The organism is Syntrophus sp. (in: bacteria), from assembly GCF_040768185.1.
GTDB lineage: Bacteria > Desulfobacterota > Syntrophia > Syntrophales > Syntrophaceae > Syntrophus > Syntrophus buswellii.
Genome location: NZ_JAXGNC010000007.1, coordinates 122,426 through 135,640, shown reverse-complemented (window position 1 = coordinate 135,640; position 13,215 = coordinate 122,426). Strand labels below are relative to the sequence as shown.

Here is a 13,215-nt window from a genome sequence, read left to right as displayed (position 1 = left end):
CAGAAAATCTCTATCACCTTGATATTTAAGGGTCAACGAGGTTTTTTGTTTTTTTTGATGGTGGATTAAGGGAGGGACTTCTTCAACGGCGTATCCCGCAATCCCCCAGGGGGCACTGAACTCCATGCCGTAACGGCCCAAGATCCTCCTTGACTTATCTTCCCCCTGTTTCATATACCTTTAAAAAGGTAAAGGGGCTTCCCCGCCGAACGAAAGGGATCACATTCGAAAGCCCGGGGTTTGAGCCGGGAACGTCCCCGAAACGGGCAGGCTCCAAAAAGAGAAGGACATTCAAGGAACCGGGAGAAGGAAATGGAAACGACGGCCAGGAAGTCCCTGGATGGTTTGTTCAACGGCAGGGGGGTTGCGATCATGGGAGCCTCCGCTAAAAAGGGAAAGCCCGGCCATTCAATCGTTGAAAACTTGAGGGCTGCGGGCTTCACAGGAAACGTTTACCCTGTCAATGCCGCATCTGAATCCATCCTGGGCTTTCAGTGTTACAGGAGCCTGGAGGAGATTACCGGCCGGATCGATCTCGTGGTGATGGTTCTGCCTGCCGATGATTGTGTCGAGGCGGCCCGGGCCATTGCGCGGCGGAAAGACGGGAAAGGCGACATTTCCGCTGCCGTGGTCGTTTCCGCAGGCTTCAGCGAGTTGGGAACGGACCAGGGACGGTCCCGCGAGAAAGCCCTGCTGGACGTCCTCGTTCCCAGAGGGATCCGGGTGGTGGGACCGAACTGCCTGGGAGTGATGGACACCTATTCCGGGGTCAATACAAATTTCGATATCGGCGCCTATCGAAGGGGCGGTCTTTCGATCATCACCCAGAGCGGGGCCTTTGCGGTCTCCTACCTGAAGTGGGCGGAGCCTGGAAGGCTTGTGGGGCTGAGCAAATTCGTGTCCCTGGGCAACATGTCAGACGTGAATGTCGTCGAGCTCCTTGGCTACCTCGCCGATGACGACCGTACGTCGGTAATCGCCCTTTACCTCGAGGGGACAAGGCAGGGGCGCGCCCTCGTCGAAACGGCGGCTCACGTGTCCAGGAAAAAGCCGATCGTCGCCTTGAAGGCGGGAAAAACCGGAATCGGCTCCGTGGCCGCGGCGAGTCATACCGGTTCTCTGGCCGGCAGATTTGAAATGTATCAGGGGGTCTTCCGGCAGGCGGGTGTCGTCCTGGCCGAAAGCGTCATCGAGTTTTATTATACTGCCGCCGCTTTTGCCAAAATGCCGTTACCCAGAGGAAATTCGATCTGTGTCTTGACCGTTCTGGGGGGGCCGGGAACCCTGTGCGTGGATGAACTGGTCTCTTCCGGAGCTGTCCGGTTGGCCAGACTTTCGGAGAAAACAAAATCCGAGCTGCGGGCCATTCTGATCCCGGCAGCCAATATCGGCAAGCCGGAGGGGTTCATCGACACAACCCCCTCCTTTACGGAAGCGCAGCATCGCGAGGTATTGAAAATTGTTCTGGGGGATCCGGCCGTTTCCGGTGTGATCTATCTTACCACGCCTCCTCTTTTCATGGATGAAGATGCCCTGGCGGAAAACATCATCGCCGCCTATGAATCCTTCGCCCCGGAAGAAAGGAAACCCCTTCTCTCCGTCATCGGCTTCGGCTCTTCCGTTCCCCGGTTGAGGAACCGGATGGAGGAAGCCGGAATGCCCACCATCGAGTACCCGGACATTGCGGCAAAAGTGATGATCAATATGGTCCGTTACAGCCGGTACAAATCACGGTTTGATGAACACTAAGCGGCTGTTCTGAAGCGTGAGGCCATTCCGGCAGAGGAGGGAGAAATGGGCTGCCACGAAGTTGTTCAGAGGGCTCTGAAAGCGGGAAGGAAGCTTTTGCCTGAACATGAAGCCTATGGGCTGTGCGGGGAATTCGGCATTCCCTTCGCCCCTGCCCGTCTTGCCGGAAATTGGGAAGAGGCGAGGCAGGCCGGCGAAGATCTGGGGTTCCCCCTTGTTCTGAAGATCGTCTCCCCTGAAGTCGTCCACAAGTCCGATTTCGGGGGAGTCCTTGTCGGCATCACCTCTCCCGCCGATCTTCGAAAGGCATACGACCGGCTCCTGGCCAATGTTCGAGAAAAAGCCGGTCATGTGGCCGTTGACGGCGTCCTCGTTCAGAAGGCCATGCCCAGGGGGGTGGAAGTGGCCGTTGGAGGTCTCAGGGATGACGTCTTCGGCCCGATGATCATGTTCGGATCAGGGGGGATTCTCATCGAGGTCTTCAAGGACGTTTCTTTCCGGATGGCGCCCTTCGATGAGGAAGAGGCTCTGCGGCAGATCAGGGATACGAAGGCCAGCGAACTTCTGGCAGGCGTCCGCGGCGCCCCGCCCTGCGATCTGGGAACCCTGGCTCGACTCATTGTGAATGCGGGCAACCTGATGTGCAGGGTTCCGGAACTTGCCGAACTGGATTTCAATCCTGTGCTGGCCTATCCCGATGGGTGCGTCGTCGTGGACGCCAGGATGATTTTGAGCGCTTAAGGACTCGGTTACTGGGGTTTCCGATAATAGCGCATCGCCTCGGGAATAAGGGCCTGAATGTTGGCGATCCGGTTTGTCGGAGCCGGATGTGTGGACAGAAATTCAACCGAACGCCCCCCGCCCTGAGCATTCATCCGCTGCCAGAGCGTTACGGCCGCCCTGGGATCGTAGCCGGCCTTGGCCATGAGCACCAGGCCGATCCGGTCTGCCTCGTTTTCCTGCAGACGGCTGTAGGGCAGGATGTATCCGACGTTTGAGCCTACTCCGTAAAGCTGAAGAAAAAGCTCCTGCGTTGCCGCCGCCTGAGTGGACAGGGCGGCGGACAACCCTATGCCCCCGAGCTGAACGAGCAGTCCCTGGCTCATCCGTTCGTTTCCGTGTTTGGCGATGGCATGGGCAACCTCATGACCCACCACGACGGCCAGGCCTGTTTCATCCCGCGTGATGGGCAGGATCCCCGTATAAACGGCTATTTTCCCACCGGGCATGCACCAGGCGTTCACCGTCTTGTCGTCTTCGATCAGATTGAACTCCCATTTGTACAGGGCAATATCCCCTCCGTTACCGGATTCTCTCAGAAAGGATTCCGCGGCGCTGGCGATCCTCGCACCGACCCTCCGAACCATCTGCACTTTTGCCGCATCGTTGGACAGCTTTGATTTTTTCAGAACATCGGCATATTGCTGATAGCTCATGGTCACCACCTGGGAATCGGGAACAAGGCTCAGGCTGCTGCGCCCGGTGAGGGGGACCTCCGCGCAGGACAAAAGGAAAAGGATGAGGATCAGGCCTGCAATCCCCCTCCACGAAAAGATTTTGAGGGGAGTAGGTAACCGTTTCCTGCTGTTCCAAGAAATGTTCGTGTCCATGCCGTAACCTCCACGTTAACCAACATGTTATGACCGGCTTCCAGGGCCGGCCTTACTGCCAGTGCCTCAGGACAGGATATTCCTCAGGCCCACAAAGGCGAAATAAAAGGCGAAAGCAACCAGGAAAACGGCGCAGCCGCCCAGCACATTCCGATAGAGCCGATCACTGAGGAAGGAGCGGCCCTTGGCCACGGTCCCCGAAACAAGGGCGTAAAACGCAAGATCCCCAAGGATGTGACCGGAAAAGAAAAAGGCAATCCCCACGATCCCCGACATTCGGCACTGGGCGATGTATCCCAGGCCAATCGTGGCCCACCAGATATACCAGTATGGATTGGCGAGGCTCAACAGAACCCCGTAGACCATCAGGCGCCCCTGCTTCTTCTCTCCCGAATCCTGCCAGGACAGGCTCAGGGAAGGCAACGACCGAAACATTCCACAGGCCATCCAGAGAAGAATCACGGATCCGGAAAGGGCAATCCCGGTAAAGACCCCTTCTTTGAGGAGAAGAGGCGCCAGGCCGATCATCAGGGCGGCGAGCAGCGCCAGTTCCAGAATCCCGTGGCCGGCAACAATCAAGGGACCCGTCCAGAATCCCCGGCGCGCGCTTTCGCTGATTGTGGCCGTCAGCATCGGGCCGGGCATCATGGCTCCGGAAAGGGCTATCACAAAGGATGAAAAAAAAATGGTCATCAGGGCCAGCACAGGTCACGTTCCTTGCTCTTTTAATGACATGTGGAATTCAACGCATTCAAGCAGCCTTGTAAAGAAAGCCGGGCCTTTGAAATCTTGTTTTTCCAGGTAGGATTATGAAGGAAATCGTTTTAAAAAGCAACGCTCCCGGCAGGGCCCCGGGAGCGTTGCCGCTGACTTGTCGATAAAAGTTCCCGATGACGAAAAAAGCGACGACTTCGGGTAAAGATGACGTGCCCATCGGCAGCAGCCAAGCCGGCAGGATGGAGCATCAGAAGAACTCCGTTCCGGATGTGGCGGCCTGGAAGCGCCGGGGCGGCTCGTTTTTCGCAGAACCTACTTCGCCCCGAGGGGAAGCACGGTGCGGCCGAAGCTTTCGTTGAGCACCTGCCCCATGGCGCAGTAAATCGCCAGGGAACCGCACAGGACCCCTTCCCACCCCGTCATGACCGCCCAGGTGCCTTTCCATCCGAAACCGTCCCGGGCAGCCAGCATCCAGAACAGGATGGTCAAGGTCAGAAAAACGGCCTGCAGAACGCGGGTGGACTTCCAGGTGCCGAACCACATGAAAAAGGTAAACACCCCCCACATGAACAGATAGGCCGTCATGAACGCTTCGCTGTTTTTCGGAATTCCGAACTGACCGTTGAAGTAAACGAGGAAAACCAGGGTGAGCCAGAACAGGCCATAGGAGGTAAACGCCGTCGTACCGAAGGTGTTGCCTTTCTTGAACTCCATGATCCCGGCAATGACCTGAGCCATGCCGCCATAAAAGATGCCCATGGCCAGGATGCCCGCACCCAGCTCGAAGAGTCCGGCGTTGTGAAGGTTCAAAAGAACGGTTGTCATTCCAAAGCCCATAAGGCCCAGTGGTGCAGGATTCGCTAGATTGTCCGACATGATGATAAACCTCCTCAATAATTTCTGTTAGTTACACAAACGCCCCGCTAACTGGGCGAATCTTAGGGAAAGTTGCGGAGCATGTCAAATAAAATCGGCTTCTGCAATAGCGGGATCCCGTGCAATGGTTCCGGATTCTGTCACGTTTTATTGGGTAGGGGATCAACATGCGTCCTTTGATAAGGAAATAAACCTTTTTTCAAGAATTTACTTGACAATATTTTTCTTTTTCTGATATTGGAAAACCATATTTCTTCTTAAGTATTTATAAGGAACGCGTGTCATGCTGAAAAACATTCTTCTGATACTGGGCATTATAACCGTAGTCATCGTACGCAGGGGGACTGCTGCTCGGTTTCTTTAACAACAAAATAAGGAACTGAGAGCCGCAGGCCCCTGAAAGGATCTGCGGCTCTTCTTTTTTTGGAAAAGAGCCGCATTGCATACAAATGCGGCTCTTTTGTTTTTGAACCACGGCGATGCCTTTGAAGAAAACATGGAACGCAACACGATCCGCTTCCTTGAAATACGAAGATCCGGAGGGGACTGACCCGTTTTGGCCCTCTGCCGGAAAAGCTGTCAGGAATGAAAGGAGTATCGAAAGATCATGGACACCATCGGTGCAGATATCGTTTTACAAATCCTCCAGGAGGAAGGGGTGGAAGCCATCTTCGGCTATCCCGGGGCAAGCTCGCTGCCGCTTCACGACCGGCTGAAGGACAGCCCCATCCGTCATTACCTGACACGGCATGAACAGGCAGCCGCCCACGCCGCGGATGGGTATGCCCGTGCCACCGGGAAAGTGGGAGTGTGCCTCTCCACGTCAGGACCTGGCGCCACCAATCTGGTGACCGGCATCGCGACCGCCTTCATGGACTCTTCACCCGTGGTCGCTCTGACCTGTCAGGTCAATACCAGCCTGATGGGTCGGGATTCTTTTCAGGAAACGGACATTGTAGGAATTACGCTGCCGATCACCAAGCACAGCTATCAGGTGAATAACGTGAACAACCTGGCTTCGGTTCTGCGCCGGGCCTTTCAGCTGGCGAGGTCCGGCCGGCCGGGACCGCTGCTGGTCGATATGCCCAGGGACATCCTCGCTTCCCGGTGTGAAAAGGCGGATCCCCCGGAGGAGACTCCGTCGTCCGCCGCAGAAAAAGTCCCGTCTAATCTGGACCAGCTGGGGAAAATAGCCCGGGCGCTGAATATGAGCGAACGCCCCGTGATCATCATGGGGGGCGGTGTGAAGCTGAGCAATGCCTGCGACCTGATGCGCGCCTTGATCGAAAAGGGAGGGATCCCCTTCACCACCACCATGATGGGCGTGGGTTCGATCGCCTCCGGTAACGGCTACGATCTTGGCTTCATCGGCACCCACGGCAATGAGCTGGCAAACAGCACGGTGCACCAGTCCGATTTTATCCTGGCCGTCGGCATGCGTTTCTCCGATCGCAGCACGTCTCTCATCGATGAATTCGCGCCGCTGGCCACCATCGCCCAGATTGACATCGATCCCACCTCAATCGGAAAGAATGTCAAGGTGGCTCTGCCTTATGTGGGCGATATCCAGGAAACCATTTCGGCCCTTCTGAATCTTGTGGAGTCGAGAGACAGGTCCGCCTGGCTGCAGCGCATCCAGCAGGAGCGGGAAGCCAAGGATTTCTGCCTTCCCTTCAAGGGTTGCGGAAAGGCGGGTCATCTGATCAGTATGATCCAGGAGGCCATGCCCAAAGAAACCATCGCCGTCTCCGACGTGGGCTTGAACCAGATATGGACTCTCCGCACCTGGAAGGCCCGCACGCCGCGCGGCCTTATCACCAGCGGCGGCATGGGAACCATGGGGTTCAGCGTCCCGGCGGCAATCGGCGCCAAGATCGGCATGCCGGACAAATCCGTTGTGGCCATCTGCGGAGACGGGGGATTCTACATGAACATCCAGGAACTGGCCACCCTGAGCTATTACAAGATCCCGGTTAAAATCGTCGTCCTCAACAATCGCCACTTGGGGATGATCCGCCAGATTCAGGATCTTTTCTACGAAGGCCGCTTCAACACCATCGAACTGGGCAATCACGTGGATCTGGTGGCGGTGGCGAAGGGCTTCGGCGTCCCGGCGGAGAGAATCTCCGTGGATGAGAACCCCGAAGCGGCCCTGGCCGCCCTGGCCCGGGCGGAAGGCCCCCACCTGCTGGAGGTGGTTGTGGATGAGAACGATTACGTCTTCCCGATCATCCCCCCTGGGCAGGCGAACACGGCAATGATTCACGGAGTCGGCGACTGAGAACGGATGAAGGGGACCCAGTTCCCCGATCCGCCGGCTTTTGAAGGAACAAGAGATACGGCGGGGCTATTTTAGGGAGGAAAAGAACAGGCCATGAGCATGGAAGAACATACCATTACGATTCTGGTCAAGAACGAGCCCGGGGTGCTGTCGCGCGTTGCAGGAGTGTTCAGCGGCCGGGGATACAACATCAAGACCCTCTGCGTCGCTCCCACGGCGAACCCGGAAATTTCACGGATCACCTTGACGAGCAACGCCGATGCGGATTTTACGGAAAAGATCAAGAAGCAGCTTGATAAACTGGTTGATATTGTAGATGTTCTGGATTATACAGGCGAACGATTTCTCAAGAGGGAAATGATGCTCCTGGGTCTGAAGATTACCCCCGGACGCCACGCGGAGGCTCTTCAGGCGTTAAACACCCTGGGATGCAGGATCGTGGCCATGCGGCCGGATTACTATATTATCGAAACCTCTGGAAGTCGCTCTGAAAATGATGCGGTCTTCCAGTACTTTCAGACGTTTGATGTCGAAATGATGAATCGGACGGGATGCATCGCCATCCCGCTCAATCCCAAGAATGATCCGGAATGAATCCCTCCCGGATCCCTTGAGGACGAAGAATTTATACATAATGATAAGGGGGTATTTTTGTGAAGCTCACCGGATCGCAAATCCTATTTAAAGCCCTGCATGCAGAAGGCGTGGACACCATCTTCGGCTATCCCGGAGGGTCCGTTATCGATCTCTACGATGAAATGTACCGACAGGAAGGAATTCAACATTACCTGGTCCGCCATGAACAGGGCGCGGTCCACGCAGCGGACGGTTACGCCCGCGCAACGGGGAAAACCGGTGTCTGCCTGGTTACTTCAGGCCCCGGCGCCACCAACACCGTGACGGGGATCGCCAACGCCTACGCGGATTCCATCCCGGTGGTCATTCTGACCGGGCAGGTTCCGACCCATATGATCGGCAAGGACGCGTTTCAGGAAGTGGACATTACCGGCATTACCCGTCCCTGCACCAAGCACAATTTCCTCGTTCGAACGGTTGAAGATCTGGGTCGCAACATCCGCGAGGCCTTCCACATCGCCCGGAGCGGGCGCCCCGGTCCCGTGCTGGTGGACATTCCTAAAGATATCCTCCAGGCGACTCTGGAAGAAGAGAAGATTTCCATGGCCGTCAACCTGCCCGCAGAACCGTCCAGGGAATCCATCGATGGGGCCTGTGCAGAGGCTATCAGCCTCATCAAGGCCTCCCGCAGGCCCGTCATCTTCGTCGGCGGCGGAATCCTCCGGGGAAAGGCCGTCTCAGAACTGCGGACCTTCGTCGATGCGGTCAACGCACCGGTCACCGCCTCGCTCATGGGGCTGGGAGCCTTTCCGGGAACGGATCCACGCTGGCTCGGGATGCTGGGCATGCACGGGACGTATTACGCCAATATGGCCGTCAGCCACAGCGACCTGCTGATCGCCGTCGGAGTGCGCTTTGACGACCGCGTCACCTCCAAGGTCGCGGAATTCGCACCGAACGCCCGGATTATTCACATCGATATCGACCCCGTTTCGATCAACAAAATCGTCAAGGCCCATGTCTCCATCATCAGCGACTGCCGGGAAGCCCTGCAGCGCCTCAACACGATGGCCGGGGGCCGGGTCCTTCTTTCCGAGGATCAGACCCGGGACTGGCTGGATCAGATCACAAAATGGAAGAGGGCGGTTCCACTGGGTTACTGCCGCAGCGATAAGATCAAGCCCCAGTGTGTCATCGAAAAGCTCTACGAACTGACAAAGGGGCAGGCCATCATCACGACGGAAGTCGGGCAGAATCAGATGTGGGCGGCCCAGTTCTACCACTTCGATTACCCGGACACCTTCATCTCATCGGGTGGGCTGGGTACGATGGGCTTCGGTCTTCCCGCGGCCATCGGTGCCCAGGTGGCCTTTCCGGACCGCACGGTCGTCGACATTGCCGGGGACGGCAGCATTCAGATGAACATCCAGGAACTGGCCACCGCCGTCCACTACAATCTGCCTGTCAAGGTCGTCATCCTGAACAACAGCTTTCTGGGCATGGTCCGGCAGTGGCAGGAAATGTTCTACGGAAAACGCTACTCTCAGACCCATATGAAACAGACGCTCGATTTTGTGAAGCTGGCTGAAGCCTTCGGAGCCGTCGGACTGAGAGCCACGAAGCCCGAGGAAGTGGAGGATGTCCTGCGAAAGGGACTGGAAACCCCCGGGGTCGTCATGATGGATTTTCAAGTGGAGCCGGAGGAGCAGGTTTATCCCATGGTCAGCCCGGGCGCCGCGCTGACGGACATGAAGCTTGGAAACCTGAGGCAGGAGGCCGACTGATCCAAGACGGGTTTTTTCCGCCCATACACTTCATCCAAAGAAAGGTTTGCCGTAAAATGGACATCAAGGAAAGCGTCATTTCAATCCTGGCCAGCAACAAGCCCGATGTGCTGGCCCGCATCGCCGGAACCTTCAGCGGCCGCGGCTTCAACATCGACAGCATCACCGCCAATATCACGAGAGATCCCCGGATCACGAAGATTCTCATTACGACGCACGGGGACCAGGACACGATTATAAAAATAGAAAAGCAGCTCAACCGCCTCGTCGATATCCACCAGGTTACGGATCTGACCAGCCTGGGTCTTCCCCTTCGCGAGATGATGCTGATCCGCATGCCGATGACCGGGGAAAACCAGGACAAAATCATGGAAATCGTTGACAGATACAGGGGAGAAGTGATAGAAACCGGCGCTGGATATGGCGTCCTTGAATTGGCGGGCAACAAGGAAGACATGGACAACGCCTTCGCCGCCCTGGAGCAGCTGGGCATTGATGATTTTGCCAGGACAGGCAGCATCACACTTTAGGATTGGACGCTCAAGGGGGAACCGCATTCCCGCTTCAGCAGAAGAAATAAAGATCGTTTCTTCACATAGGGGCAATGGGCCATTGCCCCTATGTCTTATGAAACGTTCTGAAGAACATGATAAAAATACCGGGTTCAGGATATAAGGAGGCAACGTATGGCAAAAATTGATTTCGGCGGTATCGTGGAGGAGGTTATCACATCTGAAGAGTTCACGTTGGAAAAGGCGCGGCAGGTGCTGAAAAATGAGGTTGTCGCCGTTGTCGGCTACGGCATTCAGGGACGGGGCCAATCTCTGAACATGCGCGACAACGGGGTCAACGTCCTTGTCGGCGAAGGGCCCTATGCCTGGGATCAGGCGGTTGCCGACGGATTCGTCCCCGGAGAAACGCTCTTTTCCCCGGAAGAGGCAGCCAAACGGGGCACCATCATCCAGTACCTTCTCTCCGACGCAGGCCAGAAGGAAATGTGGCCGGTGATGAAAAACTGCCTGCAGCCGGGCAATGCCCTTTACTTTTCCCACGGGTTCTCCATTGTTTATAAAGAGCAGACCGGGGTGATTCCCCCGGCGGACATCGACGTCATCCTGGTGGCCCCTAAAGGCTCCGGCACGACCGTGAGGTCGAATTTCCTCGACGGCAGCGGCATCAATTCCAGTTATGCCGTTTTTCAGGACGCCACGGGCAAAGCCCGGGAACGGACCCTGGCGGTGGGGATCGCCATCGGCTCAGGCTATCTCTTTCCCACCACCTTTGAGCAGGAAGTCTTCAGCGATCTAACCGGCGAGCGGGGCGTGCTCATGGGTTGCCTGGCCGGCGTCATGGAGGCCCAGTACAACGTCCTGCGCAAAAACGGCCACAGCCCCAGCGAAGCCTTCAACGAAACCGTGGAAGAACTGACGCAGAGCCTCATCCGTCTCGTAGCGGAAAACGGCATGGACTGGATGTACGCCAACTGTAGCATCACCGCCCAGCGAGGAGCCCTGGACTGGAAGGACCGTTTCCGTGACGCCGTCGCGCCCGTCTTCGATTCCCTCTACGAAAGCGTGAAGAGCGGCCGTGAGACCCAGATCGTGCTTGAGGCCAGCCAGGCCCCGGATTATCGGGAAAAGCTGCGGAAGGAACTGGAAGTTATCCATAACAGCGAAATGTGGAAGGCCGGGGCCGCCGTGCGCAATCTGCGCCCCGAGCGGCGGAAGAAATAGCAGTTCCCATTCTGAATCATGGCGTCAAATAAGAAACGGGAAGTACATGTCGCGTCTTAACGTTTTTGCAGGGGATTAACCGGTTTCGATCAGCGGGTTAATCCCCTTTTTTTACAGGGAAACAGTTCCCGGAAGGAGAAGTCCATGCGCAGCGATATCATGAAGAAAGGTCTTGAACGGGCGCCGCACCGTTCTCTGTTTAAGGCCATGGGATATACCGATGAAGAGCTTGAGCGTCCCGTCATCGGCGTTGTCAACGCCGCAAATGAAATCATTCCCGGCCACATCCATCTGGATCGGATCGTAGAGGATGTCAAAGCGGGGATTCGCATGGCCGGCGGAACCCCGGTGGAATTTCCCGCCATCGGAATCTGCGACGGCATCGCCATGGGCCACCTGGGGATGAAATATTCCCTGGCCAGCCGGGAGCTCATCGCCGATTCCACGGAGGCTATGGTCATGGCCCATCCCTTTGACGGCCTCGTCCTTGTACCCAACTGCGACAAGATCATTCCCGGAATGCTGATGGCCGCCCTGCGTCTCAACATCCCGTCGATCTTCATAAGCGGCGGCCCCATGATGGCCGGGCGTCTGGACGGGAAGTCCGTGGACCTCATCAGCGTCTTCGAGGGAGTCGGCGCGGTCAAGGCGGGCAAGATGTCGGAAGAGGAACTGAATGCCCTGGAAGACTGCGCCTGCCCGGGCTGCGGCTCCTGCTCCGGCATGTTCACCGCCAACTCCATGAACTGCGTCACAGAGGCCCTTGGTCTGGGTCTTCCGGGAAACGGCACGATTCCGGCGGTTTTAGCGGCGCGGCGGCGTCTGGCCAAAGAGGCCGGGATGAAGATCATGGAACTGGTCGCCAGGGACATCCGCCCCCGCGACATCGCCACGCTGAGCGCCTTCAAAAACGCCCTCGCCGTGGACATGGCCCTGGGATGCTCCACCAATACGGTTCTGCACATCCCGGCCATCGCCCATGAAGCCGGTATCACCCTGGACCTCGACCTCTTCAACAGCGTCAGCGCTCAAACGCCCAACCTGTGCCATCTCAGCCCGGCCGGCCCCCATCATATCGAGGAGCTGGACGCCGCGGGAGGCATCCAGGCCGTCATGAAGGTCATCAGCGAACGGGGCGTGATCGATGAAGCGGCCCTGACGGTCACGGGAAAGACGGTCGGGGAAAACCTGGCAAAGGCCCGGGTCCTCAATGAAGAAGTGATCCGCCCGCTGAACCGCGCCTATCGCCCCGAGGGCGGCATCGCCATTCTCAGGGGGAACCTTGCCCCCGACGGCGCCGTGGTCAAGCAGTCCGGGGTGCTTCCGGAAATGATGGCCAATGAAGGCACCGCCCGGGTCTTTGATTCAGAGGATGAAGCGATTGCCGCGATCCTGGGCGGCAGGATCGTGGCGGGAGATGTTGTGGTCATCCGCTACGAGGGGCCGAAGGGCGGGCCGGGAATGCGGGAAATGCTGAGTCCCACTTCGGCCATCGCCGGCATGGGCCTGGACAGCTCCGTTGCCCTGTTGACGGACGGCCGTTTCAGCGGCGGCACCCGCGGGGCCGCCATCGGGCACATTTCCCCGGAAGCGGCAGAAGGCGGTCCCATTGCCCTGATCAGGGAAGGAGACCGCATCGCCATCAACATCCCGGAGAAGACCCTGACCCTTAACGTCGGCGATGAAGAGCTGGAGCGGAGAAGGCGGGAATGGCAGCCGAAACCGCAGCCGGCCCTGGGCGGCTACCTGGCCCGCTATGCCCGGCTTGTCACCTCGGCCAGCACGGGGGCTATCTTCAAGGATTAGGGCAGTCGGGCTGACAGGGGGTATTCAGGCCCTTGTTCCTGCAAAATCCCTCCCTTTGCCCACAGGCAAGGGCGGGATTTAAC

General features: G+C 57.5%; 11 protein-coding genes. 8 read left to right on the top strand and 3 right to left on the bottom strand.

What is annotated here, in order from left to right; all coding sequences use genetic code 11:
- The first annotated feature begins 312 nt into the window (after window positions 1-312).
- Both AB3175_RS08920 and AB3175_RS08915 read left to right on the top strand, forming a co-directional pair.
- Window positions 313-1,749 carry an acetate--CoA ligase family protein gene (locus AB3175_RS08920; RefSeq protein WP_367360595.1) on the top strand — a complete coding sequence of 479 codons (1,437 nt, stop codon included), beginning with the start codon at window positions 313-315 and terminating at the stop codon, window positions 1,747-1,749.
- 45 nt (window positions 1,750-1,794) lie between these two features.
- Window positions 1,795-2,490 (top strand): acetate--CoA ligase family protein, encoded by a 696-nt coding sequence (locus tag AB3175_RS08915; RefSeq protein WP_367360594.1) that lies wholly within the window; start codon window positions 1,795-1,797, stop codon window positions 2,488-2,490.
- An 8-nt stretch (window positions 2,491-2,498) separates the two neighbouring features.
- Here AB3175_RS08915 and AB3175_RS08910 read toward each other — a convergent pair whose 3' ends face one another.
- From AB3175_RS08910 to AB3175_RS08900, 3 genes are all read right to left on the bottom strand, one after another.
- The gene (locus AB3175_RS08910; RefSeq protein WP_367360593.1) at window positions 2,499-3,359 is read right to left on the bottom strand and encodes a M48 family metallopeptidase; all 861 of its coding nucleotides are present in this window, start codon (window positions 3,357-3,359) and stop codon (window positions 2,499-2,501) included.
- A gap of 66 nt (window positions 3,360-3,425) precedes the next feature.
- Window positions 3,426-4,064 carry a LysE family transporter gene (locus AB3175_RS08905; RefSeq protein WP_367360592.1) on the bottom strand — a complete coding sequence of 213 codons (639 nt, stop codon included), beginning with the start codon at window positions 4,062-4,064 and terminating at the stop codon, window positions 3,426-3,428.
- A 324-nt stretch (window positions 4,065-4,388) separates the two neighbouring features.
- Window positions 4,389-4,952 carry an acetate uptake transporter gene (locus AB3175_RS08900; RefSeq protein ID WP_367360591.1) on the bottom strand — a complete coding sequence of 188 codons (564 nt, stop codon included), beginning with the start codon at window positions 4,950-4,952 and terminating at the stop codon, window positions 4,389-4,391.
- A 607-nt stretch (window positions 4,953-5,559) separates the two neighbouring features.
- Between AB3175_RS08900 and ilvB (AB3175_RS08895) the strand changes: the two genes are divergently transcribed.
- From ilvB (AB3175_RS08895) to ilvD, 6 genes are all read left to right on the top strand, one after another.
- Window positions 5,560-7,233, top strand: coding sequence for a biosynthetic-type acetolactate synthase large subunit (ilvB, locus tag AB3175_RS08895; protein WP_367360590.1), 1,674 nt, complete (start codon window positions 5,560-5,562; stop codon window positions 7,231-7,233).
- A 93-nt stretch (window positions 7,234-7,326) separates the two neighbouring features.
- Window positions 7,327-7,827 (top strand): acetolactate synthase small subunit, encoded by a 501-nt coding sequence (ilvN, locus tag AB3175_RS08890; RefSeq protein WP_367360589.1) that lies wholly within the window; start codon window positions 7,327-7,329, stop codon window positions 7,825-7,827.
- A gap of 59 nt (window positions 7,828-7,886) precedes the next feature.
- A complete protein-coding gene (ilvB, locus tag AB3175_RS08885) occupies window positions 7,887-9,593 on the top strand; it encodes a biosynthetic-type acetolactate synthase large subunit (protein ID WP_367360588.1) in 1,707 nt (568 codons plus the stop codon).
- 56 nt (window positions 9,594-9,649) lie between these two features.
- Window positions 9,650-10,123, top strand: a complete 474-nt coding sequence (gene ilvN, locus AB3175_RS08880; RefSeq protein ID WP_367360587.1) for an acetolactate synthase small subunit — start codon at window positions 9,650-9,652, stop codon at window positions 10,121-10,123.
- A gap of 156 nt (window positions 10,124-10,279) precedes the next feature.
- Entirely contained in the window at window positions 10,280-11,326 is a 1,047-nt protein-coding gene (ilvC, locus tag AB3175_RS08875) for a ketol-acid reductoisomerase (protein WP_367360586.1), read from the top strand.
- A 144-nt stretch (window positions 11,327-11,470) separates the two neighbouring features.
- Complete coding sequence (gene ilvD, locus AB3175_RS08870) at window positions 11,471-13,132, top strand: dihydroxy-acid dehydratase (protein WP_367360585.1); 1,662 nt, start codon at window positions 11,471-11,473, stop codon at window positions 13,130-13,132.
- Window positions 13,133-13,215 lie beyond the last annotated feature (83 nt).

Bases quoted from the DNA above. Each gene is read 5' to 3' on its own strand.
- ilvB (WP_367360590.1), top strand. From the start codon at position 5,560: ATGGACACCATCGGTGCAGATATCGTTTTACAAATCCTCCAGGAGGAA.
- ilvC (WP_367360586.1), top strand. From the start codon at position 10,280: ATGGCAAAAATTGATTTCGGCGGTATCGTGGAGGAGGTTATCACATCT.
- AB3175_RS08920 (WP_367360595.1), top strand. From the start codon at position 313: ATGGAAACGACGGCCAGGAAGTCCCTGGATGGTTTGTTCAACGGCAGG.
- ilvD (WP_367360585.1), top strand. From the start codon at position 11,471: ATGCGCAGCGATATCATGAAGAAAGGTCTTGAACGGGCGCCGCACCGT.
- AB3175_RS08900 (WP_367360591.1), bottom strand. From the start codon at position 4,952: ATGTCGGACAATCTAGCGAATCCTGCACCACTGGGCCTTATGGGCTTT.
- AB3175_RS08915 (WP_367360594.1), top strand. From the start codon at position 1,795: ATGGGCTGCCACGAAGTTGTTCAGAGGGCTCTGAAAGCGGGAAGGAAG.
- ilvN (WP_367360589.1), top strand. From the start codon at position 7,327: ATGAGCATGGAAGAACATACCATTACGATTCTGGTCAAGAACGAGCCC.
- AB3175_RS08910 (WP_367360593.1), bottom strand. From the start codon at position 3,359: ATGGACACGAACATTTCTTGGAACAGCAGGAAACGGTTACCTACTCCC.
- ilvN (WP_367360587.1), top strand. From the start codon at position 9,650: ATGGACATCAAGGAAAGCGTCATTTCAATCCTGGCCAGCAACAAGCCC.